At 66.6% G+C, this 26,842-nt stretch carries 37 protein-coding genes; 9 read left to right on the plus strand and 28 right to left on the minus strand.

The window, feature by feature from the left end; translation table 11 throughout:
• Nucleotide 1: 1 nt before the first annotated feature.
• Nucleotides 2-718 carry a hypothetical protein gene (locus tag BGO82_RS09660; RefSeq protein WP_291305342.1) on the minus strand — a complete coding sequence of 239 codons (717 nt, stop codon included), beginning with the start codon at nucleotides 716-718 and terminating at the stop codon, nucleotides 2-4.
• Nucleotides 715-1,878: an AI-2E family transporter gene (locus tag BGO82_RS09665; RefSeq protein ID WP_291305343.1), complete on the minus strand. Its 1,164-nt coding sequence runs from the start codon at nucleotides 1,876-1,878 to the stop codon at nucleotides 715-717. Before BGO82_RS09665 ends, BGO82_RS09660 begins: the two co-directional genes overlap by 4 nt.
• Nucleotides 1,879-1,964: 86 nt before the next feature.
• On the opposite strand from BGO82_RS09665, the gene purM reads away from it, so the two are divergent.
• From purM to BGO82_RS09695, 6 genes are all read left to right on the plus strand, one after another.
• Complete coding sequence (purM, locus tag BGO82_RS09670) at nucleotides 1,965-3,041, plus strand: phosphoribosylformylglycinamidine cyclo-ligase (protein WP_291305344.1); 1,077 nt, start codon at nucleotides 1,965-1,967, stop codon at nucleotides 3,039-3,041.
• Complete coding sequence (gene purN, locus BGO82_RS09675; RefSeq protein ID WP_291305345.1) at nucleotides 3,038-3,625, plus strand: phosphoribosylglycinamide formyltransferase; 588 nt, start codon at nucleotides 3,038-3,040, stop codon at nucleotides 3,623-3,625. The genes purM and purN overlap by 4 nt, the downstream gene beginning before the upstream one ends.
• Nucleotides 3,626-3,682: 57 nt before the next feature.
• Nucleotides 3,683-4,489: an alpha/beta hydrolase gene (locus tag BGO82_RS09680; RefSeq protein WP_291305346.1), complete on the plus strand. Its 807-nt coding sequence runs from the start codon at nucleotides 3,683-3,685 to the stop codon at nucleotides 4,487-4,489.
• Nucleotides 4,486-4,983, plus strand: coding sequence for a GNAT family N-acetyltransferase (locus tag BGO82_RS09685; RefSeq protein WP_291305347.1), 498 nt, complete (start codon nucleotides 4,486-4,488; stop codon nucleotides 4,981-4,983). The genes BGO82_RS09680 and BGO82_RS09685 overlap by 4 nt, the downstream gene beginning before the upstream one ends.
• 91 nt (nucleotides 4,984-5,074) lie before the next feature.
• Entirely contained in the window at nucleotides 5,075-5,965 is an 891-nt protein-coding gene (locus tag BGO82_RS09690) for a DMT family transporter (protein ID WP_291305348.1), read from the plus strand.
• A 51-nt stretch (nucleotides 5,966-6,016) separates the two neighbouring features.
• Nucleotides 6,017-6,211 (plus strand): hypothetical protein, encoded by a 195-nt coding sequence (locus BGO82_RS09695; protein WP_291305349.1) that lies wholly within the window; start codon nucleotides 6,017-6,019, stop codon nucleotides 6,209-6,211.
• A 3-nt stretch (nucleotides 6,212-6,214) separates the two neighbouring features.
• Here BGO82_RS09695 and BGO82_RS09700 read toward each other — a convergent pair whose 3' ends face one another.
• The 6 genes from BGO82_RS09700 to BGO82_RS09725 all read right to left on the minus strand — a co-directional run bounded on the left by BGO82_RS09700 (nucleotide 6,215) and on the right by BGO82_RS09725 (nucleotide 9,833).
• Nucleotides 6,215-6,397 carry a hypothetical protein gene (locus BGO82_RS09700; RefSeq protein WP_291305350.1) on the minus strand — a complete coding sequence of 61 codons (183 nt, stop codon included), beginning with the start codon at nucleotides 6,395-6,397 and terminating at the stop codon, nucleotides 6,215-6,217.
• Nucleotides 6,394-6,681 (minus strand): hypothetical protein, encoded by a 288-nt coding sequence (locus BGO82_RS09705; RefSeq protein ID WP_291305351.1) that lies wholly within the window; start codon nucleotides 6,679-6,681, stop codon nucleotides 6,394-6,396. The genes BGO82_RS09700 and BGO82_RS09705 overlap by 4 nt, the downstream gene beginning before the upstream one ends.
• Nucleotides 6,682-7,014: 333 nt before the next feature.
• The gene (gene gatB, locus BGO82_RS09710; protein ID WP_291305352.1) at nucleotides 7,015-8,517 is read right to left on the minus strand and encodes an Asp-tRNA(Asn)/Glu-tRNA(Gln) amidotransferase subunit GatB; all 1,503 of its coding nucleotides are present in this window, start codon (nucleotides 8,515-8,517) and stop codon (nucleotides 7,015-7,017) included.
• A complete protein-coding gene (locus tag BGO82_RS09715; protein WP_291305353.1) occupies nucleotides 8,514-9,002 on the minus strand; it encodes a GNAT family N-acetyltransferase in 489 nt (162 codons plus the stop codon). Before BGO82_RS09715 ends, gatB begins: the two co-directional genes overlap by 4 nt.
• A 4-nt stretch (nucleotides 9,003-9,006) precedes the next feature.
• Entirely contained in the window at nucleotides 9,007-9,522 is a 516-nt protein-coding gene (locus BGO82_RS09720) for a GNAT family N-acetyltransferase (RefSeq protein WP_291305354.1), read from the minus strand.
• On the minus strand, nucleotides 9,522-9,833 hold the full coding sequence (locus BGO82_RS09725; RefSeq protein ID WP_291305355.1) for a chorismate mutase: 312 nt from the start codon (nucleotides 9,831-9,833) through the stop codon (nucleotides 9,522-9,524). Before BGO82_RS09725 ends, BGO82_RS09720 begins: the two co-directional genes overlap by 1 nt.
• Before the next feature lie 145 nt (nucleotides 9,834-9,978).
• Between BGO82_RS09725 and BGO82_RS09730 the strand changes: the two genes are divergently transcribed.
• Both BGO82_RS09730 and BGO82_RS09735 read left to right on the plus strand, forming a co-directional pair.
• Nucleotides 9,979-10,404 carry a hypothetical protein gene (locus BGO82_RS09730; protein ID WP_291305356.1) on the plus strand — a complete coding sequence of 142 codons (426 nt, stop codon included), beginning with the start codon at nucleotides 9,979-9,981 and terminating at the stop codon, nucleotides 10,402-10,404.
• Between the two features lie 219 nt (nucleotides 10,405-10,623).
• A complete protein-coding gene (locus BGO82_RS09735; RefSeq protein WP_291305357.1) occupies nucleotides 10,624-10,881 on the plus strand; it encodes a YjhX family toxin in 258 nt (85 codons plus the stop codon).
• Nucleotides 10,882-10,941: 60 nt separating this feature from the next.
• On the opposite strand, the gene lon is transcribed toward BGO82_RS09735, so the two are convergent.
• The gene (gene lon / locus BGO82_RS09740; RefSeq protein ID WP_291305358.1) at nucleotides 10,942-13,383 is read right to left on the minus strand and encodes an endopeptidase La; all 2,442 of its coding nucleotides are present in this window, start codon (nucleotides 13,381-13,383) and stop codon (nucleotides 10,942-10,944) included.
• A 183-nt stretch (nucleotides 13,384-13,566) separates the two neighbouring features.
• On the minus strand, nucleotides 13,567-14,703 hold the full coding sequence (locus tag BGO82_RS09745; RefSeq protein WP_291305359.1) for a citrate/2-methylcitrate synthase: 1,137 nt from the start codon (nucleotides 14,701-14,703) through the stop codon (nucleotides 13,567-13,569).
• 75 nt (nucleotides 14,704-14,778) lie between these two features.
• On the opposite strand from BGO82_RS09745, the gene BGO82_RS09750 reads away from it, so the two are divergent.
• Nucleotides 14,779-15,840 (plus strand): citrate synthase/methylcitrate synthase, encoded by a 1,062-nt coding sequence (locus tag BGO82_RS09750; protein WP_291305360.1) that lies wholly within the window; start codon nucleotides 14,779-14,781, stop codon nucleotides 15,838-15,840.
• A gap of 122 nt (nucleotides 15,841-15,962) precedes the next feature.
• Here BGO82_RS09750 and BGO82_RS09755 read toward each other — a convergent pair whose 3' ends face one another.
• From BGO82_RS09755 to rplN, 18 genes are all read right to left on the minus strand, one after another.
• Nucleotides 15,963-16,772 (minus strand): hypothetical protein, encoded by an 810-nt coding sequence (locus tag BGO82_RS09755; protein ID WP_291305361.1) that lies wholly within the window; start codon nucleotides 16,770-16,772, stop codon nucleotides 15,963-15,965.
• 8 nt (nucleotides 16,773-16,780) lie between these two features.
• Complete coding sequence (locus BGO82_RS09760) at nucleotides 16,781-17,821, minus strand: NAD-dependent epimerase/dehydratase family protein (RefSeq protein ID WP_291305362.1); 1,041 nt, start codon at nucleotides 17,819-17,821, stop codon at nucleotides 16,781-16,783.
• Nucleotides 17,822-17,943: 122 nt separating this feature from the next.
• Nucleotides 17,944-18,366, minus strand: coding sequence for a 50S ribosomal protein L17 (rplQ, locus tag BGO82_RS09765; protein WP_291305363.1), 423 nt, complete (start codon nucleotides 18,364-18,366; stop codon nucleotides 17,944-17,946).
• Between the two features lie 55 nt (nucleotides 18,367-18,421).
• On the minus strand, nucleotides 18,422-19,441 hold the full coding sequence (locus BGO82_RS09770; RefSeq protein WP_291305364.1) for a DNA-directed RNA polymerase subunit alpha: 1,020 nt from the start codon (nucleotides 19,439-19,441) through the stop codon (nucleotides 18,422-18,424).
• A 103-nt stretch (nucleotides 19,442-19,544) separates the two neighbouring features.
• Nucleotides 19,545-19,937 (minus strand): 30S ribosomal protein S11, encoded by a 393-nt coding sequence (gene rpsK, locus BGO82_RS09775; protein WP_291305365.1) that lies wholly within the window; start codon nucleotides 19,935-19,937, stop codon nucleotides 19,545-19,547.
• A 97-nt stretch (nucleotides 19,938-20,034) separates the two neighbouring features.
• Nucleotides 20,035-20,403 carry a 30S ribosomal protein S13 gene (gene rpsM, locus BGO82_RS09780; RefSeq protein ID WP_291305366.1) on the minus strand — a complete coding sequence of 123 codons (369 nt, stop codon included), beginning with the start codon at nucleotides 20,401-20,403 and terminating at the stop codon, nucleotides 20,035-20,037.
• Between the two features lie 186 nt (nucleotides 20,404-20,589).
• Entirely contained in the window at nucleotides 20,590-21,159 is a 570-nt protein-coding gene (locus BGO82_RS09785) for an adenylate kinase (RefSeq protein WP_291305367.1), read from the minus strand.
• Nucleotides 21,156-22,490, minus strand: coding sequence for a preprotein translocase subunit SecY (gene secY / locus BGO82_RS09790; protein ID WP_291305368.1), 1,335 nt, complete (start codon nucleotides 22,488-22,490; stop codon nucleotides 21,156-21,158). Before secY ends, BGO82_RS09785 begins: the two co-directional genes overlap by 4 nt.
• A gap of 77 nt (nucleotides 22,491-22,567) precedes the next feature.
• Nucleotides 22,568-23,059 carry a 50S ribosomal protein L15 gene (gene rplO, locus BGO82_RS09795; RefSeq protein WP_291305369.1) on the minus strand — a complete coding sequence of 164 codons (492 nt, stop codon included), beginning with the start codon at nucleotides 23,057-23,059 and terminating at the stop codon, nucleotides 22,568-22,570.
• A 12-nt stretch (nucleotides 23,060-23,071) separates the two neighbouring features.
• Nucleotides 23,072-23,260 (minus strand): 50S ribosomal protein L30, encoded by a 189-nt coding sequence (rpmD, locus tag BGO82_RS09800; RefSeq protein ID WP_291305370.1) that lies wholly within the window; start codon nucleotides 23,258-23,260, stop codon nucleotides 23,072-23,074.
• Complete coding sequence (gene rpsE / locus BGO82_RS09805) at nucleotides 23,261-23,791, minus strand: 30S ribosomal protein S5 (protein WP_291305371.1); 531 nt, start codon at nucleotides 23,789-23,791, stop codon at nucleotides 23,261-23,263.
• Nucleotides 23,792-23,813: 22 nt separating this feature from the next.
• Complete coding sequence (gene rplR, locus BGO82_RS09810) at nucleotides 23,814-24,176, minus strand: 50S ribosomal protein L18 (protein ID WP_291305372.1); 363 nt, start codon at nucleotides 24,174-24,176, stop codon at nucleotides 23,814-23,816.
• A gap of 12 nt (nucleotides 24,177-24,188) precedes the next feature.
• The gene (rplF, locus tag BGO82_RS09815; RefSeq protein WP_291305373.1) at nucleotides 24,189-24,722 is read right to left on the minus strand and encodes a 50S ribosomal protein L6; all 534 of its coding nucleotides are present in this window, start codon (nucleotides 24,720-24,722) and stop codon (nucleotides 24,189-24,191) included.
• A gap of 98 nt (nucleotides 24,723-24,820) precedes the next feature.
• The gene (gene rpsH, locus BGO82_RS09820) at nucleotides 24,821-25,219 is read right to left on the minus strand and encodes a 30S ribosomal protein S8 (protein ID WP_291305374.1); all 399 of its coding nucleotides are present in this window, start codon (nucleotides 25,217-25,219) and stop codon (nucleotides 24,821-24,823) included.
• 12 nt (nucleotides 25,220-25,231) lie between these two features.
• Entirely contained in the window at nucleotides 25,232-25,537 is a 306-nt protein-coding gene (rpsN, locus tag BGO82_RS09825; protein WP_291305375.1) for a 30S ribosomal protein S14, read from the minus strand.
• Nucleotides 25,538-25,557: 20 nt separating this feature from the next.
• Complete coding sequence (gene rplE, locus BGO82_RS09830; protein WP_291305376.1) at nucleotides 25,558-26,115, minus strand: 50S ribosomal protein L5; 558 nt, start codon at nucleotides 26,113-26,115, stop codon at nucleotides 25,558-25,560.
• Nucleotides 26,108-26,422 (minus strand): 50S ribosomal protein L24, encoded by a 315-nt coding sequence (gene rplX, locus BGO82_RS09835; RefSeq protein ID WP_291305377.1) that lies wholly within the window; start codon nucleotides 26,420-26,422, stop codon nucleotides 26,108-26,110. The genes rplE and rplX overlap by 8 nt, the downstream gene beginning before the upstream one ends.
• Nucleotides 26,422-26,790 (minus strand): 50S ribosomal protein L14, encoded by a 369-nt coding sequence (rplN, locus tag BGO82_RS09840; protein ID WP_291305378.1) that lies wholly within the window; start codon nucleotides 26,788-26,790, stop codon nucleotides 26,422-26,424. Before rplN ends, rplX begins: the two co-directional genes overlap by 1 nt.
• Between the last annotated feature and the right edge of the window lie 52 nt (nucleotides 26,791-26,842).

The raw sequence follows: 26,842 nt of genomic DNA on the forward strand, positions 1-26,842 counted from the left end.
CTCATTCATCGTCGTCGCCTTCCAGGTCGAGTTCGAGCTGCGCGACACCGCGCTCGGCCAGCGCGGCGGCAGCGATGCGGCGGGTAATGGCAGTGCCCTGCGCCAGCGCCATGCGGTCGAGCAGGTCGGTCAGGGCCACCGCCTCCTCGGGCGAGCGTTCCATGCGCCGGACCAGATAGGCGACGACCTTGGGATCCACCGCCACCTGCCGGTCGCCGAACAACTTCACGAACATCTGTGACAATTGAATGTCATCGCTGAGCGCGAGGGTGAAATGCTGGGCGAGTCGGGCCCGTGACTTGAGATCATCGGTCGCGAACGGCCAGTTGGCAATCGGCGCGCGGCTGGTCATCAGCACCGGCCGGCCGTCGCGCATCGACTGGTTGAGCAGGTGGAACAGCGCCGCCTCGGCGTAGCCGGCGCGATCGACGTCCTCCACCAGCAGCGGCTGCCGGCCGGCGGCGTGCGCCAGCACCTCGGCGCTCTGCGGCGTGGCCGGCATCGCCCCGGCGCGCTCCTGCCAGATGCGGCCCAGATGCGACTTCCCCGCCTTCGGCGGGCCCTCGAGCAGCGTCAGCGGGTGCGGCCAGCGCGGGAAGGCGCGGATATGCGCCAGCGCCAGCCGGTTGCCGTCGCCCTCGATGAAATCGTCCTCGAGATGCGACGGCTCGTGCCCATAGTCGAAGGGCAGTTGTCCGCCGCTGCGGTCGGGGCTCATTTGCGGCGCGGCGCCCGTCGTGGCGGCGTCCTGGCCGGGGTCGCCGGCTCGGGCGCCGGCGCGGTCAGCGCCAGCTCCGGCTCGGCCGTCGACTTCACCGGCCGCTCGCCGCGATAGAGGGCGCTGTCCTTGTAGCGGCGGATCGCATAGCGCGCGAGCGTGGCGGTGATCGCCGACAGCGGCACCGCCAGCACCAGGCCGAGGAACCCGAACAGGAAGCCGAAGGCGAACAGCGCGAACATCAGCCATACCGGGTTGATGTTGATGCTCTGCCCCACCAGCCGCGGATAGAGCACGTTGCCTTCGAGGAACTGGCCGATGATGTAGACTACGAACACGATGATCACGAACCACCAGTTCGGCGCGAACTGCACCAGCGCGATGCCCATCGACAGCGCGAACCCGGTCAGGAACCCGAAGAACGGGATGAAGCTGAACAGGCCGGTCATCAGCCCGATCACCAGGCCGAAATTGAGCCCCGTCAGCGTCAGCGCCGTGGCGTAGTAGATGCACAGCACGAGGATCACCGAGCCCTGGCCGCGGAACACGCCGGCGATGGAGCGGTCGATCTGGTCGAGCACCTGGCGGATTTCGCGGCGATGCTCGCGCGGCAGCAGGTCGTCGATCCCCTTCACCATGCCGCTCCAGTCGAGCAGCAGGTAGAACGCCACCACCGGGGTCAGGATCAGCACGGCGATGGTGTTGAGCACGGTGAGCCCGCTCTGGGCCACCTGCGCCGTCATCGAGCCGAGGAATTCGACGCCCGAGCCGATCAGTTGCGTCAGCTGCGCCTGCAATTGCGCCGCCCGTTCCGGGCCCAGCCATTCGTTGAGCTGCGGCGCCAGCGAACGCACGAGGTTGTTGAGATCGCTCACATATCCGGGCAGCAGCGAGATCAGCCCGCCGAACTGGCTGGCGATCAGCGGGGTGATCACCAGCAGCGCGCCGATGATCACCGCCAGCACGCCGAGCAGCACGATCGCCGCCGACCAGGCACGGTTGATGCCGGTCCGCTCGACCAGCACCACCGCCGGATTGAGGATGTAGGCGAGCGCGATGCCGATCACGAACGGCAGCAGGATCGGCCGGAACAGCCAGATCAGCAGGATCACGACGACGGTGAAGCCGACCCACACGAAGACCTGAGTTCTGAGTGTCATCGACTGGTCGTGCCCTTGCGTCCCGCGGGTTGAGCGGCTATCAGCGCGAACAGATTTCGCCCTCCCAAGAGCCGGCATCAGCGCCCATGTCCGACGCCTCGAACCTGCCATCAAACGGGCTTTCCTACAAGCACGCGGGCGTCGACATCGACGCCGGAAATGCCCTTGTGGAGGCCATCAAGCCGGCGGTCCGCTCCACCCGGCGACCCGGCGCCGACGCCGAGATCGGCGGCTTCGGCGGCCTGTTCGACCTCAAGGCGGCCGGTTTCATCGATCCGGTGCTGGTAGCCGCCAATGACGGCGTCGGCACCAAGCTCAAGATCGCCATCGACACCGGCAACCACTCCACCATCGGCATCGACCTCGTCGCCATGTGCGTCAACGACATCGTCGTGCAGGGCGCCGAACCGCTGTTCTTCCTCGACTATTTCGCCACCGGGCGGCTCGATGTCGACACCGGCAGGGCCATCGTCGAAGGCATCGCCGAGGGCTGCCGCATCGCCGGCTGCGCCCTGATCGGCGGCGAGACCGCCGAGATGCCGGGCATGTACCACGACAAGGACTACGACCTCGCCGGCTTCTCGGTCGGCGCCGCCGAACGCGGCACGCTGCTGCCGCGGCCCGACGTGCAGGCCGGCGACGCGCTGGTGGCCCTCGCCTCCTCCGGCGTCCACTCCAACGGCTTTTCGCTGGTGCGCCGCATCGTCGAAGTCTCCGGCATCGACTGGTATCTGCCGGCCCCGTTCGATCCGCACCGCACGCTGTCGGGCGCCCTGCTCACCCCCACGCGCATCTACGTCAAGCCGATCCTCAGCGCCCTCAAGGCCGGCATCGGCATCAAGGCGCTGGCCCACATCACCGGCGGCGGCTTCATCGACAACATCCCGCGCGTGCTGCCCGACACCGTCGCGGCCCATGTGAACCTCGACGCCGTCAGCGTGCCGAAAGTCTTCGGCTGGCTCGCCCGCGTCGGCGGCATGAGCGAGCGCGAGATGCTGCGCACCTTCAACTGCGGTGTCGGCATGGTCGCCGCCATCGCCGCGTCCGAGGCCGACCACCTCGTCGCCCACCTCACCGAGCAGGGCGAAAAGGCGGCGATCATCGGCAGCGTCACCGAGCGCACCGGCGAGCCGGTCACCTTCGCCGGCAAGCTCGCCCTGTGACGGCCAGAAAGCGCGTCGCCATCCTCATTTCCGGCCGCGGCTCCAACATGGCCGCCCTGATCGAGGCTGCCCGCGCCCCCGCCTACCCCGCCGAGATCGTCGGCGTCTTCTCCAACGTCGCCGACGCGCCGGGCCTCGCCACTGCCGCCGCGCAGGGCATCCCGACGGCGGCGCGCCCGCATCGCGATTATGTCGACAAGCCCGCCTTCGAGGCGGCGATGGACGAGGTCCTCGCCGGCTGGCAAACCGAGATCGTCTGCCTCGCCGGCTTCATGCGGCTCTTGTCACCAGCGTTCTGCACCCGCTGGGCCGGCCGGCTGATCAACATCCACCCCTCGCTGCTGCCCCGGCACAAGGGCCTCCACACGCACGCGCAGGCGCTGGCCGACGGCAGCACGACCCATGGCTGCACCGTGCATTTCGTCACCCCGGGCATGGACGAGGGCCCGACCATCCTCCAGGCCAGCGTGCCGGTCCTGCCCGGCGACACCGCCGACACCCTCGCCGCCCGCGTCCTGGTGGAGGAACACAAGCTCTATCCCAAGGCCCTGGCCCTGGTGGCGCGGGGCGAGATCGCGCTCTGACTTGTCGATCCTTGCGGCGGCGGATCGACTAAAGGCAGACTGCGCACGGAAACCGCGATGCCCTTCACCGACGACGCCCTCACTTACCTCGAGACCCACGGCATTCCACCTCTGCCGGCCGCCACCGACAGCGGACTCGTCGATGCCGAGGGCGCCCGCATCTGGTACGCGGCATTCGGCAGCGGCCCGCCGGTGATCCTCTTGCATGGCGGCCTCGGCAATGCCGGCAATTGGGGTCACCAGGTGCCGGCGCTGGTCGCCGCGGGCTACCGCGCGATCGTCCTCGACAGCCGCGGCCAGGGCCACTCCACCCGCGACGACCGGCCCTACAGCTACGAGCTGATGGCGGCCGACACCCGCGCCGTCATGGATCACCTCGGCATCGCCCGCGCCGCCTTCATCGGCTGGAGCGACGGCGCCGACACCGCCCTCGTCCTCGCGCGGGAGACGCCCGAGCGCTCCGCCGGCGTCTATTTCTTCGCCTGCAACGTCGATGCCGGCGGCACCCTGCCCTTCGTCTTCACCGACCGCATCGGCCGCATCTACAGCCAGCACGTCAAGGACTACGCGGCGATGTCGCCGACGCCCGATGCGTTCGAGCCGATGCGCGACGATCTCGGCATCATGCAGAAGGCGCAGCCCAGCTACACCGCCGCCGACCTCGCCTCGATCGCCGTTCCGGTCTGGGCGGTGCTCGGCGAGGGCGACGAGTTCATCCGGCGCGAGCACCTGCAGTACATCGCCGACACCATCCCCGGCGCCCGCTTCCTGCTGCTGCCCGGCGTCAGCCATTTCGCCCCGCTGCAGCGGCCGGGCGCGTTCAACGCCACCCTGCTCGACTTTCTGAGGAGCCTCCGCTGGTGACCGATATCGTCCTCCGCCGGCTTGGCGCCGCCGATGCCGCCGCCTATCGCGCGCTGCGCCTCGCCGGCCTCGCGGAATCGCCCGAGGCCTTCGGCTCCGACGTCGCCACCGAAGCCGCCGCGCCGGTCGAAACCTTCGCCGAGCGCCTGGCCACCGTCTATGTCGCCGGTGCCTTCGCCGGCGGGCAGCTCGTCGCCGTCGCCGGCTTCCGGCCGCTCGAGCGCGAGAAAACCCGCCACCGCGGCGACCTCTGGGGCGTCTATGTCGCGCCCGAGGCGCGCGGCGCCGGGCTCGGCCGCCGCGTGGTCGAATACGCGCTGGCGCATGCCCGCACCCGCGTCGAGCAGGTGCACCTCGCCGTCACCGCCGGCAACGCGGCCGCCGTCGCCCTCTACGAGCATCTCGGCTTCGTGCGCTACGGCACCGAGCCGCACGCCCTGCGCGTCAACGGGCGCGATTTCGACGAACATCTGATGGTGCTGCGCTTCCCCTGAACCGCATCACCGGATTTGATCGGACTCATCGTCAAAAACGGTTCGACCCGACTCCGGCCCGCTCCTAGATTGCGCGCAAACGGAGACCACCATGCCGATCCGCTACTGGGCGCTCATCATTGCACTGGGCGCCGTCTGGGGCTGCTCGTTCCTGTTCAACGCCATCCTTATTCGCGAGATCTCGCCGCTGTGGGTGTCGGCCGGGCGCGTGAGCATCGGCGCCCTGATCTGCTGGGCCTTCTTTTTCGCTCTGCGGCGGCCGGCGCCGACCGACTGGCGCATCTATGCGCAGCTCGTGGTCCTCGGCATCATCAACTACGCCATCCCCTTCGCGCTCTTCCCCTGGTCCGAGGAGCACCTGGCGAGCGGCATCGTCGGGGTGATCAACGGCATGACGCCGATGACCACCGTGATCGTCAGCCAGCTCTGGCCGGGCGGCGAGAAGGCGACCTGGAACAAGATCGTGGGCGTCCTCGTCGGCCTCGCCGGCGCGGTGCTGCTGGCCTCGCCCTCGTTCGGCAATGGCGCCTCGGGCCAGGTGCTGGCCTATGCCGCGGCGCTCGGCGCCACGCTCTGCTACGCGCTGACGCTCAACTACGCCCGCCGCTTCAAGGCCATCGACCCCACCGTCGTCGCCTCGAGCTCGCTCACCGCCGCCGCGCTGATCATGATCCCGGTGGCGCTGCTGGTCTCCGGCGCGCCGGTGATCACCCGGGCGGAGACCTGGGGCGCGCTCATCGGCATCGGCGTGTTCTCGACCAGCTTCAGCTTCCTTCTGGTCTACTGGCTGCTGCCCAAGGTCGGCGCCACCAACTTGTCGCTCAACACCTTCATCACCCCGATCTCGGCGATCCTGTTGGGCGTGCTGGTGCTGCACGAAAGCTTCCTGCCCGTGCACGTCGCCGGCATCCTGGTGATCTTCCTCGGCCTCGTCTTCATCGACGGAAGGCTGGTGAAACGCCGGAGGCCGGCCGCGGCCTGAGCCGGAACGTCTCGCCCCCCGGACCGTTTGGCCCGGGAAGGAGGACCCGCCATGGCCCGCAACGCCGACCCGCACCCCGCGCCGTCCAACCCCGATGAAGGCCCGGTGCCGCAGTTCCCGCCCGGCGCCGCACCGCCCGGCAAGATCGACAACCTGCCCCGCCCCGGCGTCCGCCCCGATGAAACCCCGCCCGAGCGCAAGCCCTTCCCCGACGTGACACCCGACCCGGGCATCACGCACGAATAAGGGTCAGCGGATCGTGGAAGACTTGCTTTCCGGCGAGCGGGTGGGTGCTTCTGCGGCCGCAGGCATGGCTGCCACGGCGTCCGATCCGCGATAGGCAAGAATCTGCGCCTGCTGCTGCGGCGTCAGCATCGCAAAGAAACCACGCATCGGCTTGAGACGGGACAAATCTTCGGCGTTTGATGTCATTCCACCAGCCTCAGCATGCATTGCCTGCCGCGTTGCTCAGCTCCGATTGTTTCGACGCAATACCTTAAGAACTCCTCTCTTTCGGGGTGCCACCAGATTTCGCGCTTACCAAGCGAGGTCGCGAAGTTCGCCGCAACCTCCAGAACGACCCAAAGTCGCTGCCCCTTGAGTTGAGGATGGCTGTCCGGCCGTCCTTCGACATGTCGCACAATTACCTGAGGACCGTGACCGGTGCAGACCGCCAGCGCCTCGAGCTCATCGCCGATCCAGACGGCAATCTCCAACGCGATCGGCCCGAAATCGTGGCTTGCAATCTCTGCCCATGCGAACCTTGGCGCCGACCACAAACGATCAGGTGTAGTCGCGTCGAACGACGTGATCCTCAGATCGAGGCGATAGAGTTCGCGCAGATAGGTCTCTGCATTGCGGCGCGCCTGCTCGCCGGCAATTCTGTAGAGTTGCTCATCGCCGGAGATCGACCTGGCGAATTGGCATCATGAACAATCAAAGCAATGGCCAAATCGTGTCGGATGCCGTCCCTTGGCGCCAGCCCTGGCACCGGCTTGCCCACAGGGTGTGCACTGAATCGAGATGCACCACCCAGTAGCCCTTGGCCGTCACTCGAGCCCCAGCTTCTTCTTCAAGATCTCGTTCAGCGCCTGCGGGTTGGCCTTGCCGCCCGAGGCCTTCATCGCCTGGCCGACGAACCAGCCGATCATGGTCGGCTTGGCCTGCACCTTGGCGACCTGGTCGGGGTTGGCGGCGATAATTTCGTCCACCACCTTCTCGATGGCGCCGAGATCGGTCACCTGCTTCATGCCGCGCCGCTCGACGATCTCGGCCGGGTCGCCCTCGGGCTCCTCGGCGATGATCACCTGCAGCAGGTCCTTGGCGCCCTTGGACGAGATGGTGCCGGCCGCCACGAGGTCGACGATGCCGGCGATCTGCGCCGGCTTGATGTGCGTCTCGAAGGCGCTCAGCCCCTGGCTGTTGGCATAGGCGGCGATGTCGCCGGTCACAAGGTTGGCTACCGCCTTGCCGTCGCGCTTGCCGCTACCGTGCCGGACCGCGCTCTCGTAGTAGTCCGCCGTCTCGCGCTCCAGCGTCAGCACCATCGCGTCGTACGGCGTCACGCCATACTCCTTGACGAAACGCGCCTGCTTTTCGTCCGGCAGCTCCGGCAGGTGCTGCGCCAGCGCGTCGATGAACGCCTGGTCGAACTCCAGCGGCAGCAGGTCGGGATCGGGGAAATAGCGATAATCGTGCGCCTCCTCCTTGGAGCGCATCGAGCGCGTCTCGCCGTTCTTGGGGTCGAACAGCCGCGTCTCCTGGTCGATGCTGCCGCCATCTTCCAGAATGTCGATCTGGCGGCGCGCCTCGAACTCGATGGCCTGGCCGGCGAAGCGGATCGAATTGACGTTCTTGATCTCGCAGCGCGTGCCGAACGCGCCGCCCGGGCGCCTGACCGAAACGTTCACGTCGGCCCGCATGGAACCCTGTTCCATATTGCCGTCGCAGGTGCCGAGATAGCGCAGGATGGTCCGGAGCTTGCTCAGATACGCCTTGGCCTCGTCGGCCGAGCGCAGATCCGGCTTCGAGACGATCTCCATCAGCGCCACGCCCGAGCGGTTGAGGTCGACGAAGCTCATGTTCGGATGCTGGTCGTGGATCGACTTGCCGGCGTCCTGCTCGAGATGCAGCCGCTCGATGCCGATCTGGATCGGGGCGCCCTCGCCCATGTCGAGCAGCACCTTGCCCTCGCCGACGATGGGGTCCTTGTACTGGGAAATCTGGTAGCCCTGCGGCAGGTCCGGATAGAAGTAGTTCTTGCGGTCGAAGATCGAGCGCGTGTTGATCGCGGCCTTGAGTCCGAGCCCGGTGCGCACCGCCTGCTTGACGCACTCCTCGTTGATCACCGGCAGCATGCCCGGCATCGCCGCGTCGACGAAACTGACATTGGAATTGGCCGGCCGGCCGAACTCGGTCGAGCTGCCCGAGAACAGCTTGCTCTCGGAGGTCACCTGGGCATGCACCTCCATGCCGATGATGACCTCCCAGTCGCCGCTCTGGCCCTTGATGAAGCTCTTGGGGTTGGGGGTACGCGTATCGATGATGCTCAAAGGACGAGGCTCTTGTTCATTCCGACCTTGTCTATGGCATAGCCGAGCGCCGGAGAAAACTTCTCGCGGTGCCAGACGGTGGCAAAGCCGTGCCGTTCGTAAAACCGGACGGCCTGGCGGTTGGCCGCGAGGGTCTCGAGCTCCGCCATGGCGAAGCCTTGCGTGCGAATATCGGCGACGAGCCGGGTCAGCAGCGCCGCGCCGATCCCCCGCCCCTGCCAGGCGGGGCCGATCCAGAGGTCGGAAATTTCCTGGTTGCGATGTTCGCGCGCGCCCCAGCCGGCGATCTCGCCCGCCATTTCGGCCACGAGGACCGTGTCCGGCGCCTCCGCCGCGAAGCTGCAGAACTCCCGCCGCAGCGCCGCCCGGTCGGTTCGTCCGGCATCGTTCCGGCCGAAGGCGCTGGCCGCCCAGGATGCAAAACCGATCTCGCCCAGCAGTTCGGCCTCGTCGGCGCGCGCCGGGCGGAGCACGATCGCGGACATCTGGTCAGCCGATGTCGTCGATGGGCCCGTGCCAGGGGTCGAGGCGCTTTTCCAGCCGCACGCTCATCTGCGTCTCGCGGCCGGGCTGGCCCTCGCTCTTCAGCGCCAGGATCTGGTAGCCTTGGTGCTGGTAGAAATTCACCGCCCGCACATTGTCGGCCAGCGTGTCGAGCTGGATGCGCTCGTGCCCTTCGAGCTCCAGCATCGATTCCATGCGCCTCAGCAGCGCCGAGCCGACGCCGTGGTTCTGCAGCAGCGGCGTCACGAACAGGAACGGGATGTAGGCGCGGCCGCGCATGCGCTGGCACCAGCCCACCGACACGCCGTTGACCTCGGCGACGATGACGCGGTCGAGGCCGTCGCGCACCGCCGCCTCCAGCCGGATCTTTTCGGCGCTGCGCGAGGCCGCCGCGCCGTTGAGGAAGGGCAGCAGGTCACGCTCCCAGGCGATGAACGCGATGTCGGCGAGCGTGTCGATCTCGCTGGGCAAGGCTCCACGAATGAGCGTGTTGAGGGACATCAGGATTTCGCGCCGCGTCGGGCGACGATAATGCCCTTTTCGTAGTTCACGTTCCAGTCGATCAATGTCTTCCAGATCAGCTCGGCCTGGTCCTCGTCGAGCCCCAGCTCCTCGGCGCGCTTGCGCTGCTTGTCGAGGATGGCCTTGATCCGCACCGGGTCGTGCGCCTCGTGCGGATCGGTCTTGATCTCGGCCATGCGCGTCACATAGCCGTGGCGCTCGGCGAACAGGCTCAGCAGCGCCTGGTCGATGCGATCGAGCTCGGCGCGCACGTCTTCTTTGGTCGTGCAATCGGAGGGAGGTTTGTTCAAGACGCAACTCGCCGCAGGCGGAGAACTCCCTCTGGTTTGCACGTCCCCGCCGACGATTTCAACCGCCACGACACTTGTTTGTTGGCGAGGAACGGGCGTAGCCTGTGATGCGGGCGCTAAGCGCCTGAAGTAGAGGGGAAAAATCATGTTTCGACTGGCTGTACTCGTCGCCGCGGCGAGCTTGTCGTCTGCGGCCCTGGCGGCGGACTCGCCGTCCGTCGATTTCGGCAAGCACGTCTCGATCATCGGCGGATGCCACGATTGCCACACCGTCGGTTATGCCGAGAGCAACGGCCAGATCGACCCCGACAAGGCGCTGAAGGGCAACCCCGTCGGCTACGACGGGCCGTGGGGCACCAACTTCGCCAAGAACCTCCGGCTCACCGTCGCCAACATGAGCGAGGACGACTGGGTCAACTTCGCCAAGACCTTCACCGTCGGCCCGCCGATGCCCTGGTTCAACGTGCACGAGTTCAACGAGCTCGAGAGCCGTTCGCTCTACATGTACATCAAGTCGCTGCCCGGCGATCCCGGCCCGCAGGCGCCCGCCGACATTCCGCCCAAGAAGTAGATTTGACGCGGCGCCCGCGCCGGCGCTATGCAGATGCCGATCGGCGGTCGCGCCCCTCGCGCGGCTGCCCCGGAGCCTGCACATGACCAGCCCTGTGGAGACCTGCTAGGGCTCCGTCGAACGTCCGGCGGAGCTGATGGGAACGAGGCGCCGTCCAGCGCGATGCGGACGGCTGCCTGGCGCAATCGGGGCATGGCCCCGTCCCAGGTCTTCACACCAATGGATATTTCGAGAGAAGAACAGCGCGTGCTGCACGTGCTGGCGCAGGGTGGCGTGCTCGAGCCGCGCAAGGACGGCCGCGGCCGCATCGAGCGGATCACCTGTATCAACCGCGACGGCTTCCTGCTGCCCATCGTCGACATGGCGCTGTTCAGGAAGCTCAAGCGCCGCCGCACCGTGGCGTCGCAGGGCGGCGGGCCGTACCGCATCACGCGGCGCGGCCTCGAGCTGGTGCGCAGCGAGTTCGACAACCGCTGACCCGCAAAAAGCAGAACGGCGCCCGCGGGCGCCGTTCCATGTCTTGTGCCGCACCGAGCGTCAGTGCGCGATCGTTCCGGCCTCGTCGCCGTCGATCGACAGATCGGCCACCACCGGCGCCGCCGGCTTGGCCTCCTCGTCGTAGCGCCACTCGATCGGCTCGGGCTGCCGGATCAGCGCGTGCGACAGCACCTCGTCCATCCGGCTCACCGGGACAATCTCCATCCCCTTGGTGACGATCTCGGGGATCTCCTTGAGATCGCGCACATTGTCGATCGGGATCAGCACCTTCTTGACGCCGAACCGCAGCGCCGCCAGCAGCTTCTCCTTGAGGCCCCCGATGGGCAGCACGCGGCCGCGCAGCGTCACCTCGCCGGTCATGGCGACGTCGTGGCGCACCGGAATGCCGGTCATCACCGAAACGATCGCCGTGGCCATGGCGATGCCGGCCGACGGTCCGTCCTTGGGGGTCGCCCCTTCCGGCACGTGCACGTGGATGTCGCGGCTGTCGAACAGCGGCGGCTTGATGCCGAAATCCACCGCCCGCGAGCGGACATAGCCGTTCGCCGCCGAGATCGATTCCTTCATCACGTCCTTGAGGTTGCCCGTCACCGTCATGCGGCCCTTGCCGTGCGTCATGATGGCTTCGATGGTCAGCGTCTCGCCGCCCACCGAGGTCCAGGCGAGGCCGGTCACCAGTCCCACCTGCGGCTCGGCATCGGCCTTCTCGTTGCGATAATAGGGCGGGCCGAGATACTCCTCGAGCAGTTCGGGGGTGATCTCCACCTTCTTGCTCTTGGCCTGCAGGATGGCGCGCACGGCCTTGCGCATCAGCTTGGAAATCTCGCGCTTGAGGTTGCGGACGCCGGCCTCGCGCGTGTAGTCGCGCACGACCTTGGTCAGCATCTCGTCGCTCAGCACGAATTCCTTCGCCTCGAGCCCGTTTTCCTTGAGGGTCTCGGGGATCAGGTGCCGCCGGGCGATCTCGAACTTCTCCTCCTCGGTGTAGCCGGAGAGGCGGATGATCTCCATGCGGTCCATCAGCGGGCCGGGGATGTTGAGCGTGTTCGACGTGGTCACGAACATCACGTCGGACAGGTCGTAGTCGACCTCGAGGTAATGGTCGTTGAACGTCGCGTTCTGCTCCGGGTCGAGCACTTCGAGCAGCGCCGAGGACGGATCGCCGCGGAAGTCCATGCCCATCTTGTCGATCTCGTCGAGCAGGAACAGCGGGTTGGACTTGCCGGCCTTGCGCATCGACTGGATGACCTTGCCGGGCATCGAGCCGATATAGGTCCGCCGGTGGCCGCGGATTTCGGCCTCGTCGCGCACGCCGCCCAGCGACATGCGGATGAATTCGCGGCCGGTCGCCTTGGCGATCGACTTGCCCAGCGAGGTCTTGCCGACGCCCGGCGGGCCGACGAGGCAGAGGATCGGACCCTTGAGCTTGCCGGTGCGCGACTGCACCGCCAGGTATTCGACGATCCGCTCCTTGACCTTTTCGAGGCCATAGTGATCGGCGTCGAGCACCTCCTGGGCGTAGTTCAGGTCGCGCTTGATCTTGGACTTCTTGCCCCAGGGCAGCGACAGCAGCCAGTCGAGGTAGTTGCGCACGACCGTGGCTTCCGCCGACATCGGGCTCATGGTCTTGAGCTTCTTGAGCTCGCCCTCGGCCTTGGTCCGCGCTTCCTTGCTGAGCTTGGTCTTCTTGATGCGCTCCTCGAGCTCGGTGAGCTCGTTGGAGCCCTCCTCGCCGTCGCCCAGCTCGCGCTGGATCGCCTTCATCTGCTCGTTGAGGTAGTACTCGCGCTGCGTCTTCTCCATCTGCCGCTTGACGCGGCTGCGGATGCGCTTTTCCACCTGCAGCACGCCGATCTCGCCCTCCATCAGGCCGAGGATCTTCTGCAGCCGCTCGGCCACCGACACGGTGCCCAGCAGGTCTTCCTTCTCGGTGATCTTGATGACCAGATGGCTGGCGATGGTGTCGGCCAGCTTGCTCGGATTGTCGATCTGGCTGACGGCATTGACCACTTCGGCCGAGATCTTCTTGTTGAGCTTGACGTAGTTCTCGAACTCGGTCTGCGCCGAGCGGGCCAGCGCCTCGATCTCGACGGCATCGCCTTCGGGCTCGAGCAGCTTGGTGGCCTCGGCCTCGAAATATTCGTCGGTCTGCAGGTAATGGTCGATGGTGGCGCGGTTGAGCCCCTCGACCAGCACCTTCACGGTGCCGTCCGGCAGCTTCAGCAATTGCAGCACCGAGGCGATGGTGCCGGTGGGGAAGATGTCGCCCGGCTTCGGGTCGTCATCCTGAGCGTTCTTCTGGGTTACGACGAGAATGTGCTTGTCGTCGCGCATGACCTCTTCGAGGGCTTTCACGGACTTTTCCCGGCCGACGAAAAGCGGCACGATCATTCCGGGGAAGACCACGATGTCTCTGAGCGGCAGGACCGGATAGACCCGGTCGCGATCGAATTCGGCGCCGTGGGAGGGGACGTCCGACATATGTTTTCCTTTCCGGGGCGCGCAGGAGGAAGATGGGAGGGATGCGCGCCCAAACAGCAATCAGTTCGACGCCTCGACGAGGCCGCCAGCCTGATTCTGCTTGTTAAATAGGGTCTCACGGTGGTGAGACAAGTCAACCTGCCCGTCCGGCGAGGCGGTCGGACTGTGCCGCATCGGGCACACTCACCGCAGCGGCGGCCGGATGCCCGTATAGCGCGCCCGCGGACGGATCAACACCCCATTCTGGGCCTGTTCGAGCATATGCGCCAGCCAGCCGACGGCGCGGGCCAGCGCGAAGATGGTGGTGGGCGCCGATACCGGCAAGTGGTGCGCCGCGGCCAGCGCCACCAGGGCGAAGTCGATATTGGGCGGCTCGGCCACCACGATCCCCGCCGCCTCGGCGAGGGCGGCGAAGGCCGGCGGCAGCCGCACCCGCTGCAGCAGCGCCGCGGCGCGGGCGTCGCCGCGCGGATAGAGCCGGTGGCCGAAGCCGGGCACCACCCTGCCCTCCCCCAGCCAGTCGCGCAGCCGCTGCGCCGGGTCGGCCGGCGGGCCGTCGAACTCCTCGGCCAGCACGGCGACGGCGGTGGAGGCGAGGCCGTGCCGCGGACCGAGCAGGCTCGCGAGCCCCGCCAGCGCCCCGGCCGCCAGCGGCGCGCCGGTCGACACCGCGACGCGGGCGGCAAAGGTCGAGGCATTGAGCTCGTGGTCGGCCAGCAGCACCAGCGCGCAGCGCAGATCGTCGGCGGCGCCGGGCCGGCCGAGGGCGGCCGCGAGCCGCTGGTGCAGTTCGCCGGGCCCCGGCCCCAGCAGCGCATCGGCGAGCGTCGCCAGCACCTGCGCCGCGTCCTCGCGCAGCGCCTGGGGCGAGCGGTAGAGGCTCGGCGGATCGGTCGCCACCCGCCCGGCCAGCGCCAGCAGGGCCGAGGCGATGGGCGTATCGCCGGCACAGGCGGCGGCCGGAACCGCGGCCAGGGCATAGCCGCCCCACAGCAGGTCGGCGACCTGCTCCAGCGTCGCCGTGCGGCTCAGCTCCACCGCGTCGCGGCCGCGATAGAACAGCCGGCCGCCCTCGACGGTCGAGACCGCCGACGGCAGCACCGGGTCGCCCCAGTCGATGGCGCCGGCCGCGACCGCGTCGGCGCGCCGCCGGCCGGACGGGCGGCGGGCCATGCGGTCGACGTCGGCGCCGTCATAGAGGCTGCGCCGTGGATCGGCGGGGTCGGGCCGCGCGTTGATCCGGCCCCGGCTGACATTGGCGTAGAGCGTCTGCGGCTTGACGCCCAGCCGCCGCAGCGCCTCCTCGGTGCTCAGCCACATTGATCAATACCATCAAGATTGACGTCAATCTTGCCGATCCTATCTTGCGGACGGAACGAAGAAAAGGAGCCTCTCATGGCCATCGGACTCGATGACGTGGTCGCCGCGGAAACCACCCTCTCGGATGTCGACGGCCTCGCCGGAAAGCTGGTGATCCGCGGCCATTCGCTGGACGAGCTGGCGGGCCGCACCAGCGCCGAGGAGATGCTGGCGATGCTGTTCGCCGAGGTCTTCGACACGCCGGTGACGCCGCGCGCGCTCGGCGCGGCCCGGGCCGAGGCGTTTGCGCGGCTGTCGCCGACCTTCCCCACCCTCGCCACGCTGCCGCTGTTCGACGGGGTGCGCGCCGCGGTGGCGCTGCTCCCCGACGACACCGATCTGGCGACGGCGCTGCTGCTGGTCGCCACCCCCGCCGCGGTGCTGCCGGCGCTGATCCGGCTCAAGGCCGGACACGCGCCGATCGCCCCCGACCCGGCGCTGGGGCACGCCACCGACGTCATCCGCATGCTGTCCGGCACGGTCGATGCCGCCAAAGGCAAGGGGCTCGACGCCTACCTCGTCACCGTCGCCGACCACGGCCTCAACGCCTCAACCTTCGCCGCCCGCGTGGTCGCCTCGACGCAGGCCGGCCTCACCTCCGCCGTGCTCGCCGCCTATGGCGCGCTCAAGGGCCCGCTGCATGGCGGCGCGCCCGGCCCGGTGCTCGACATGCTCGATGCGGTCGGCGCGCCCGAACACGCCGATGCGGTGCTGGGCGCCATGCTCGAGCGCGGCGAGCGGCTGATGGGCTTCGGCCACCGCATCTACCGTGTGCGCGACCCGCGCGCCGACGCGCTGAAGGCGGCGCTCGGCAAGCTGCCGCCGTCGCCCCGGCTGGATCTTGCCCTCGCCGTCGAAGCCAGCGCACTGCGGCTGCTCAAGCAGAAAAAGCCCGACCGGCCGCTCGAAACCAATGTCGAATTCTTCACCGCCCTGCTGCTCGACGCGCTCGGCTTCCCGCGCGAGGCGTTCACCGCGGTGTTCGCCATGGGGCGCACCGCCGGATGGATCGCGCATGCCCGCGAGCAGGCGATGTCGGGCCGGCTGATCCGCCCGAAATCGCGCTATATCGGCCCGACGCCGCGGCAGGCGGCCTGACGCCGCTGTTTCGTCGCGATCTGCATTGGCTCAGCTAGCTGCGTAGTTGTCGCCTGCCAGAGCAGAACTTGGTATGCATCAGGCAGGTTTCGTTGGTTGTGAAACCCAATAGACGCATCTCCCTACTTAAATGAATTGCGGGTCGCTTCGTCGAAATCCGCGATATAGTCAGTGCTGGAAATCCCGTAGGTGTGTCCGGAATGCGCAGCGACGAGGTTGCTGACTCTTGCTGCTAGTTTACTGGCATGTTCGAGGGCCGGAACAACGGCGGTCTTGCTCAAGCCATCAATTTCTACGGAGACTTGGTTTTCTGTGTTCCGATCGGCAGGCGGGGGGTACAGAAACATCCTGCAGCCTAGGATCGTTTGACGCTGCATGTGGCATGAGAGCCACCCATGTATCTGCCCGCTCGCCCACAAGAGCACAAATCTTGGCTGAATATCGGGCGAGCTGACTCCGTAACATACTGACACATCAGGAGATGAGGCCACAGCAACGCCAATTTGACCCAATTCTAATGATCTCCGCTTTTCGTTAGAAAGTTCCGTCAGAATTTTGGCCATCGAACAGGCCTCTGGCTCTCGATCAAGATTAAACAGAACGGCACTCAAGAGAGGCACAGGTAGCACCTCCAAACCATTATTCTGCGGCGGGAGTATACTGCCGGGGTCAAGTTTTCTGACCTGAACAATCAGGTCAAATGTGCAAGCCCGCGTTCCTCCTTCTGCACATTCAGGAAACAACTCTGTGGCAGGATATCTTGTGAGCAGAATCTCGAGATCTGCGCTCGAAAGTGTTTTGCTCTGAGCCTGCGCATACGCCGACGTGGGAAGCAGATGGCCAACCACAAGTGCCAAGGCCAGGACGCATAAACGCGCTGCCAGCGACAGGCTGTTGCGGCTGTAGTTACCTGACTGCCCCGGTTCCGCCATTGCGCGCCTCAGCTGATCTGCAGCTTGAGCCCGAACCGGATGACGCTTTCGGCGGTGTCGCGGATGGAGTCGCGGGCGCTGATATAGGGGTGGCCCATCAGCGCCTCGCCCTTGCGGCCGTCGAACACCTTCTCGTTGCCGATGTCGTTGATGATCTGGCGCGCCGGCCCGCCGAACATGGCGACGAGCTTGATGATCCAGTCCGGCACCGTGCGCTGCACCACCTTGCGGTCGGGATAGAGCTCCTGCACCACCGCGGCGACTTTCGGGAACGGCATGTATTCGGCGGTGGCAAGGTAGCGCTGGCCGATCGCCTCCTTGTGCTCGAGCGCCGCCACATGCATGTCGGCGACGTCGCGCACGTCGATGATGGAAAAGCCGTTGCTGGGCAGTGCCGGGGTCGAATTGTCGAGCAGCCCCGACACCATGCCCAGCGAGATCGAGGCGTCCTCGTCCAGCGCCGGGCCGATGATGGCGCCGGGATGGATGGTGGTCAGCTCCATGCCGTTGGCCCTGGCGTAGTCCCAGGCGGCGCGCTCGGCCCGGGTCTTGCCGACGCAATAGGCCCAGGTCCAGCGCATGGCCTCGAGATTGGTGAAATAGGTCTCGTCATAGACGCGCCGGCCGCTGGTCTGGCCATGCCCGTAGCCGACGGTCGCGATCGAGGAGGTGAGGATCACCCGCCTGATGCCGGCCGCGTGCGCCATGCGCAGCACCCGCTCGGTGCCTTCGACCGCCGGGCGGATAACGATATTGGGGTCCTTCGGCTCGTCGCCGCGGATGATGGTGGCGACGTGCATCACCGCGGTGACGCCCGCCATCGCCTCGGGCCAGCCGGCGTCGTCGAGGATATCGGCCTTGACCAGCTCGAGCCGGCCCGCCGCCGCCTCGCCCACCAGCCCGGCAACGGTCTTGCGCACCAGCGCCGCCTTGGCGTCGGAGCGCACGGTGCCGCGCACGCGATAGCCCTTTTCCAGGAGCTTCACCACGCACCATTTGCCGACGAAGCCGGAGGCGCCGGTGACGAGGATGAGGTCGCTGGCCGCCATGTCCGGCTCCCGAAGTTAATGTTGCGCGGACTTACCCGCTCAGGCCGCCGCGAGCAAGCGGGCAAAGAAAATGGGCGGCCCGGACCCCCGGACCGCCCACAGAATTCGTTCGCCGCGGCCGCTTATGCGGCTTCGGTCTCTTCCGCCTTCTCCTGCACCGGGCCGGAATCGAGGCCCTTGGCGGAGGTGTCGCGGTCGACCAGCTCGATCACCGCCACGGCGGCGTTGTCGCCGTAGCGGAAGCCGGCCTTGAGGATGCGGGTGTAGCCGCCATTGCGGTCCTTGTAGCGCGGGCCGATGACGCCGAAGAGCTTCTGCACCTGGGTCTCGTCGCGCATCTGCGCCGCAGCCTGGCGGCGGGCGTGCAGATCGCCGCGCTTGCCCAGCGTGATCAGCTTCTCGACGATCGGACGCAGCTCCTTGGCCTTGGGCAGCGTGGTGACGATCTGCTCGTGCTTGATCAGCGCGGCCGACATGTTGGCGAACATCGCCTTGCGGTGGCTCGCGGTGCGGCTCAGCTTCCGGTTGGTGTTTCCGTGGCGCATTTGTAACTCCCTAGCGGCGGCGTCTCACGACGGGCGTGCGACCAAGTGGCCGCGCTTAATAGTGATCTTCGTAGCGTTTGGCCAGATCGTCGATATTCTCCGGCGGCCAGTTCGGAACGTCCATGCCGAGGTGCAGACCCATCTGCGCCAGGACTTCCTTGATCTCGTTGAGCGACTTGCGGCCGAAGTTCGGGGTGCGGAGCATCTCCGCCTCGGTCTTCTGGATGAGGTCGCCGATATAGACGATGTTGTCGTTCTTGAGGCAGTTGGCCGAACGCACCGAGAGCTCGAGCTCGTCGACCTTCTTGAGCAGCGCCGGATTGAAGGCGAGCTCGGGCACGCTGTCCTGCGCCTTTTCCTTGGTCGGCTCCTCGAAGTTCACGAACACCGAGAGCTGGTCCTGCAGGATGCGGGCGGCGAAGGCGACGGCGTCCTCCGGCGCGATGGCGCCGTTGGTCTCGACCGTCAGGGTCAGCTTGTCCTTGTCGAGGCTTTCGCCGGCGCGGGTCGCATCGACCTTGTAGGAGACGCGGCGGACCGGGGAGAACAGCGAGTCGACCGGGATGTAGCCGATCGGGGCGTCTTCCGGGCGGTTCTTGTCGGCGGCGACGTAGCCCTTGCCGGTGTTGACGGTGAATTCGATGTTGATCTCGGCGCCGTCGTCGAGGTGGCAGATCACCAGCTCGGGGTTCAGCACTTCGATGTCGCCGGTCACTTTGATGTCGCCGGCGGTCACGGCGCCCGGGCCCTGCTTGTTCAGCGTCAGGCGCTTGGGGCCTTCGGCCTGCATCTTGATGGCGATTTCCTTGACGTTCAGCACGAGGTCGGTGATGTCCTCGCGCACACCCGGCAGCGAGGAGAACTCGTGCAGGATGCCGTCGATCTGGATGGCGGTCACCGCAGCGCCCTGCAGCGACGACAGCAGCACGCGCCGCAGCGCATTGCCCAGGGTCAGTCCATAGCCGCGCTCGAGCGGCTCGGCCACGACCGAAGCCACGCGCGAATTGTCGCTGCCCGAAACAAAGTCCAGCTTGGTCGGCTTAATCAGCTCTTGCCAGTTCCTCTGGATGGTCACGGTAACGTCCTTTCAAAAGTGCGGCGCTCGCCCGCCGCTCGGCCGCAAGTACCAAAAGGGCACACCGGCCGCCGGGGGAGGCGCGGCCGGTTGCCAAACCCAATCAGACGCGGCGGCGCTTGCGCGGCCGGCAGCCATTGTGGGGGATCGAGGTCACGTCGCGGATGGAGGTGACGTTGAAGCCGGCCGCCTGCAGGGCACGCAGCGCCGATTCACGGCCCGAGCCCGGCCCGCGGACTTCGACCTCGAGGGTCTTCATGCCGTGTTCCTGCGCCTTCTTGGCCGCATCTTCCGCCGCGACCTGCGCAGCGTACGGGGTCGACTTGCGCGATCCCTTGAAGCCCATGACGCCCGACGACGACCAGGAAATGGTATTGCCCTGGACGTCGGTGATGGTCACCATGGTGTTGTTGAAGCTGGCGTTCACATGCGCAACGCCGGACGTGATGTTCTTGCGTTCCTTGCGACGAACGCGAGCGACTTCAGCTTTTGCCAATTTTGTTCCTTCGTTTCGATATCGGCGCTGCCGTAGTTCCAGCAGCTACATCAAGGACGCATCCGCGCCCTTATCCAAAAAGGACGCCGAAGCGTCCTTACTTCTTCTTGCCGGCGATCGGCTTGGCCGGGCCCTTGCGGGTGCGCGCGTTGGTATGCGTGCGCTGGCCGCGGACCGGCAGGCCGCGGCGGTGCCGCAGGCCACGGTAATTGCCCAGGTCCATCAGCCGCTTGATGTTCATCGCCACGTTGCGGCGGAGGTCACCTTCCACGACGTAGTCGCGGTCGATGGTCTCGCGGATCTGGATCACTTCCGCGTCGGTCAGTTCGTTGACCCGGCGCTCGGGCGGGATGCCCACCTTCTTGCAGATATCCTCGGCGAACTTGTCGCCGATGCCGTGGATGTACTGCAGCGCAATAACCACGCGCTTGTTCGTCGGGATATTGACGCCAGCGATACGAGCCACGTCTGCTCTCCTTCATGCCGGCATCCCGTTACATAGGTGCCGTTCGTGTAACAACAAGGGACCGGTTCCGACCCCTCACCCGTTTCGAGGAACCGAATCCAGCCCAAAAATCCTTGAGACTGGCGCGGTTCTATTGGCCGATTCCGGCAGAGTCAACTGCCGGAGAGCCCGAATTTGATCCCTGCCCTATGCTCCGAGCGCATGGCGGATGGCCGCCGTGACCTCGTTCACCGGCTGCATGCCGTCGACAGTCTTGAGCAATCCCTTGCCCGTGTAATAGGCGACCAGCGGCTCGGTCAGCTCGCGATAGACGTCGAGGCGCTTGCGGATCACCTGCGCGTCGTCGTCGGCGCGCGCCCCGCCGGTTTCCTTGGCCCGGTTGGCGACGCGGGCGACCAGGGTGTCGGCGTCGGCGGTGATCTCGATCACCGCGTCGAGCTTCAGGCCCTTCTGCTCCAGCATGGCGCCCAGCGCGTCGGCCTGCGGGATGGTGCGCGGGAAGCCGTCGAGGATGAAGCCGTTGGCGCAGTCGGGCTGGTCGATGCGCTCCGACACGATGCCGTTGACGATCTCGTCGGACACCAGATCGCCGCGGTCGACGATGGCCTTGGCCTCGACGCCGAGCGGCGTCCTGCTGGCGATCGCCTGGCGCAGGATGTCGCCGGTCGACAGCTGCGGAATATGCAATTGCTCGACCAGGATCTTGGCCTGCGTGCCCTTGCCGACGCCCGGGGGTCCGAGAAGTATGAGCCTCAACGCTTGCGCCCTCCCAGCCGCGACCGCTTCACCAGGCCCTCATATTGCTGCGCAATCAGGTGGCTCTGGATCTGGCTGATGGTGTCCAGCGTCACCGTCACCATGATCAGCAGCGAGGTGCCGCCGATGAACTGGCTGACGTTGAGCTGGCTGTGGATCACCTCGGGGATGAGGCAGACCACCGTCAGGTAGATGGCGCCGACCACGGTGATGCGGGCGAGCACGTAGTCGATGTGCTGGGCGGTGCGCTCGCCCGGCCGGATGCCGGGGATGAAGCCGCCCGAGCGCTTCAGATTGTCGGCCGTCTCGGTCGGGTTGAACACGATCGAGGTGTAGAAGAAGCAGAAGAAGATGGTCAAAACGCCGTAGGTCAGCAGGTAGACCGGTTGGCCGCGGCCGAGCAGCGCCGCCACCACGCCCAGCCATTGCGGGGCGTCGCCGCGCGAGGCGAAGGAGGCGATGGTCGCCGGCAGCAGCAGCAGCGAAGAGGCGAAGATCGGCGGGATCACGCCCGAGGTGTTGAGCTTGAGCGGCAGGTGCGAGGTGTCGCCCTGGAACATCTTGTTGCCGACCTGGCGCTTCGGATACTGGATCAGCAGCCGCCGCTGCGCCCGCTCGAAGAACACGATGACGGCGATCACCACGATGGCGAGCAGCGGCAGGCCGATGGCCCAGAAGCCGGCCAGCGCGCCCTGGCGCAGCAGCTCCAGCGTCTGCACGATCGTGGTCGGCAGGTTGGCGACGATGCCGGCAAAGATGATCAGCGAGATGCCGTTACCGACGCCGCGCGAGGTGATCTGCTCGCCCAGCCACATCAGGAACATGGTGCCGCCCACCAGGGTGACGATGGTCGAGATGCGGAAGAACCAGCCCGGATTGAGCACCACGCCCTGGCTGCCCTCGAGGCCGACGGCGATGCCGTAGGCCTGGATGGCGCAGAACACCACCGTGAGGTAGCGGGTGTACTGGTTCATCTTGCGACGGCCGGCCTCGCCCTCCTTCTTCAGCGCTTCCAGCCGCGGCGAGGCGGTGGTCAGCACCTGCACCACGATGGACGCGGTGATGTAGGGGATGAGGTTGAGGGCGAAGATCGCCATGCGGTGCACGGCGCCGCCGGCGAACAGGTCGAACATGCCGAAGATGCCGTTCTGGGCCTGCTTGAAGGTCTGCGCATAGGCGTCCGGATCGATGCCCGGCACCGGGATGTAGGTGCCCAGCCGATAGACGAGCAGCGCGCCCAGGGTGAACAGGATGCGCTGCTGCAGGACCTTCGCCTTGGCGAAGGTCGAAAAGTTCAGATTTTTGGCAAGCTGTTCGGCTGCGGACGCCATGATCGCCTATTCCCTATTGTGCGTGGCTGAACGGAAACCGAAGACCATCACGCGCCACGCTCTGCGGCCCGGCGCGATCAGGCGTCAGCCTTGGTTTCTTCAGCCTTGGGCATATCGACCTTGCCGCCCAGCGCTTCAATAGCCGCGACCACGCCGGCGGAGGCGTGGGTGACGTTGAAGCTCACCTTCTTGCTGGTGAATTCGACCGGGCCCTTGACCAGCCGCACGCCGTCGCGGGCGCGGCGGATGACGCCGGCCTTGACCAGCGCCGCGGCGTCGATGACGCCCTTGTGGTCGAGCTTGCCGCTGTCGATGTAGGCCTGGATGCGGTCGAGGCGCACGGTGTTGTAGCGCTTCACGTTGGGCACGTTGAAGCCGCGCTTGGGCATGCGCATGTGCAGCGGCATCTGGCCGCCCTCGAAGCCGCCGATGGCCACGCCCGAGCGCGCCGTCTGGCCCTTGCCGCCGCGGCCGCCGGTCTTGCCGACGCCCGAGCCGATGCCACGGCCGACGCGCACGCGCTTCTTGTTAGCGCCCTGATTGTCGCGAAGTTCGTTCAAGCGAGCCATGTCAGTCAGTCCTTACTTACCTTCGACCACGCGCACGAGATGCGGGATCTTGCCGATCATGCCGCGCACTTCCGGCGTGTCCTTGAGCGTCCGCTGCTTGCGGATCTTGTTGAGCCCGAGCCCGACCAGGGTCGCCCGCTGGTCGGCGGTGCGGCGCGAGGGGGACGCGTATTGCTCGACGGTTACGGTCTTGTCAGCCATTTACGCCTCCACCGCTTCCTGGCCGCGACGGGCCTGCAGGTCGGACACTTTGAGGCCGCGGCGGGCCGCGACCGAACGCGGGCTGTCGACCTGCTTGAGCGCCTCGAAGGTGGCGCGGACCATGTTGTACGGGTTCGAGGTGCCGGTCGATTTGGCGACGATGTCGTTGACGCCCAGCGTCTCGAAGATGGCGCGCATCGGACCGCCGGCGATGATGCCGGTGCCCGGCACGGCCGAGCGCAGCACGACCTTGCCGGCGCCGTGGCGGCCGGTGACGTCGTGATGCAGGGTGCGGGCCTCGCGCAGCGGCACGCGGATGAGCTGGCGCTTGGCCTGCTCGGTCGCCTTGCGGATGGCCTCGGGCACCTCGCGGGCCTTGCCGTGGCCGAAGCCGACGCGGCCCTTCTGGTCGCCCACCACCACCAGCGCGGCAAAGCCGAAGCGCTTGCCGCCCTTCACCACCTTGGCGACGCGGTTGATGTGGACCAGGCGGTCGATGAATTCGCTTTCGCGCTCTTGAACGTCTCTCATGTCGTCTCTCTCTTTCGCGCGATCAGAACTTGAGGCCGGCTTCGCGGGCAGCGTCCGCCAGGGCCTTGACGCGGCCGTGGTAGAGGTAGCCGCCGCGGTCGAAGATCACTTCCTCGACCTTGGCCGCCTTGCCGCGCTCGGCGATCAGCTTGCCGACGGCGCTGGCCGCATCCTGCGAGCCGCCGTTCTTGACCGAACCCTTGACGTCCTTGTCGAGGGTCGAGGCCGCGGCGAGCGTGCGGCCCGACGCGTCGTCGATGATCTGGGCGTAGATGTTCTTGTCCGAGCGGTGCACGCTCAGACGCGGGCGGCCATAGGCACGGGCCCGGATGGCTTTACGAACGCGCGCCTTGCGCCGTTCTGCTCCCTTGTGGCTGATGGGCATGTCTGGCGCTCCTTACTTCTTCTTGCCTTCCTTGCGCGCGACGTATTCGTCGGCGTAGCGGACGCCCTTGCCCTTGTAGGGCTCGGGCTTGCGGAAGGCGCGGATATCGGCGGCCACCTGGCCGACCTGCTGCTTGTCGATGCCCGAGACCGTGATGTCGGTCTGCGTCGGGGCGGCGAGCGTGATGCCCACGGGCGCCGGGAACACCACTTCGTGGCTGAAGCCCAGGCTCAGCTTCAGATCCTTGCCGGCCATGGCGGCGCGGAAGCCCACGCCCTGGATCTGCAGCTTCTTTTCGAAGCCGTCCTTGACGCCCTTGACCATGTTGGCGATCAGCGCGCGGGTGGTCCCCCAGGCAGCGCGGGCCTCCTTGGTGTCGTTCGCCGGCTCGATGACGATCCCCTCGTCGGTCTGCCTGGCGTTGACGATATCCATGAGGGTCAGGGACGTTTCGCCCTTGGGGCCCTTGGCGGTGACGGTGCGGTCGCTGATCGCGACCGTGACGCCGCTCACCGGAGCGATGGGTTTCTTGCCTGTACGGGACATTCTAGCTTTCCTTCGGAGTCATCGTCGATGACGTGCCTTCTATTCTGCGCATGCGCCGGTCCGAAAACCGGAAACCCGCTTTCGGGCGCATGCCTGTCTTAGAAGACGCGGCAGACTACCTCGCCACCCAGATTCTGGGACTTCGCTTCGTGATCGGCCATCACGCCCTTGGGGGTCGACAGGATCGACACGCCGAGGCCGTTCATCACCGACGGGATGTTCTTGACCGACACATAGACGCGGCGGCCGGGACGCGAGACGCGCTCGATCGTCCGGATCACCGGGGTGTTGTCGGCATATTTGAGCTCGATCTCGTATTCGTTGAGGCCGGTCTCGGTCTTCTGCTCGGAGTAGCCGCGGATGAAGCCCTCCGACTTCAGCACGTCGAGCACGCGGCCGCGCATGGTCGAGGCCGGCGTCGACACGGTATCGCGGCGGCGCATCTGCGCGTTGCGGATGCGGGTCAGCATATCGCCGATCGGATCAGTAAGGCTCATTGCTCGGTCTCCTTACCAGCTCGACTTGACCATGCCGGGCACCTGCCCGAAATTGCCGAGCTGACGCAGCGCGATGCGGCTCAGCTTCAGCTTGCGGTAGTAGCCGCGGGGACGGCCCGAGACTTCGCAGCGGTTGCGCACACGGCCCGGAGAAGAGTTGCGCGGCAGTTCGGCGAGCTTGAGCTGCGCGGCGAAACGGTCTTCCATGCTGAGCGCGTGGTTCATCGCGATCTGCTTCAGCTTGGCGCGCTTGCCCGCATACTGCTTGCTCAGCTTCTTGCGGCGGTTGTTCTTCTCGATAGAGCTGGTCTTTGCCATTTATCGTCCTCTGCCCCCTCTTACTGCCGGAAGGGGAAATTGAAGGCGCGCAGCAGGGCGCGGGCCTCGTCGTCGGTCTTGGCCGTGGTGCACACCACGATGTCCATGCCCCAGACCTGCTCGATCTGATCGTAGGAGATCTCGGGGAAGATGATGTGTTCCTTGATGCCCATGGCGTAGTTGCCGCGGCCATCGAAGGCGTTCGGGTTGAGGCCGCGGAAGTCGCGCACGCGCGGCAGGGCGACGTTCACCAGGCGGTCGAGGAATTCGTACATGCGCGTCTTGCGCAGCGTGACCTTGACGCCGAGCGGCATGTTCTCGCGGACCTTGAAGCCGGCGATCGACTTGCGCGCATGGGTGATGACGGGCCTCTGGCCGGCGATCTTTTCGAGATCGGCGGCGGCCGCCTTCACCTTCTTGGAATCGTTGACCGCCTCGCCGACGCCCATGTTCAGCACGATCTTTTCGAGCTTGGGCAACTGCATGACGTTCTTGTAGCCGAACTGCTTGAGCAGGTCGGCCTTGATCTGGTCTTCGTACTGCGTGCGCAGACGCGGGACGTAAGCGGTCTCAGCCATCGATCACATCTCCGGTCGAACGGGCGACGCGCACTTTCTTGCCGTCGTCCTGAATCTTGAACCCAACGCGGGTCGGCTTGCCCGCCGCATCCACGAGCGCGAGGTTGCTCAGGTGGATCGGGGACTCCTTGGTAAAGATGCCGGCATCCTGCGCCGCCGTCTGCTTGGTGTGACGGCGCACCAGGTTGAGACCCTGCACGGTGGCGCGGTTCTCGGTCGGGAACACCTGCAGCACGGTGCCGGTCTTCTTCTTGTCCTTGCCGGTCAGGACGACGACCTTGTCGCCCTTCTTGATCTTGGCGGCCATTACAGCACCTCCGGCGCGAGCGAAATGATCTTCATGTGGTTCTTGCTGCGCAGCTCGCGCGGCACGGGCCCGAAGATGCGGGTGCCGATCGGCTCGGCCTGGTTGTTGATCAGCACCGCGGCGTTCTTGTCGAAGCGGATGATCGAGCCATCGGTGCGGCGCACCGGGGCGGCGGTCCGCACCACGACGGCCTTCATCACCTGGCCCTTCTTGACGCGGCCGCGCGGGATGGCGTCCTTCACCGACACGACGATGATGTCGCCCACCGAGGCGTACTTGCGGTGCGAGCCGCCGAGCACCTTGATGCACATGACGCGACGCGCGCCGGAATTGTCGGCAACGTCGAGATTTGACTGCATCTGGATCATGGCTTGATGCCTTCTCGTTCCATTCGCCACGCCTCACGGCGGGCTGAAATCC

Source organism: Devosia sp. 67-54, from assembly GCF_001899075.1.
In the GTDB taxonomy this organism is placed as follows: domain Bacteria; phylum Pseudomonadota; class Alphaproteobacteria; order Rhizobiales; family Devosiaceae; genus Devosia_A.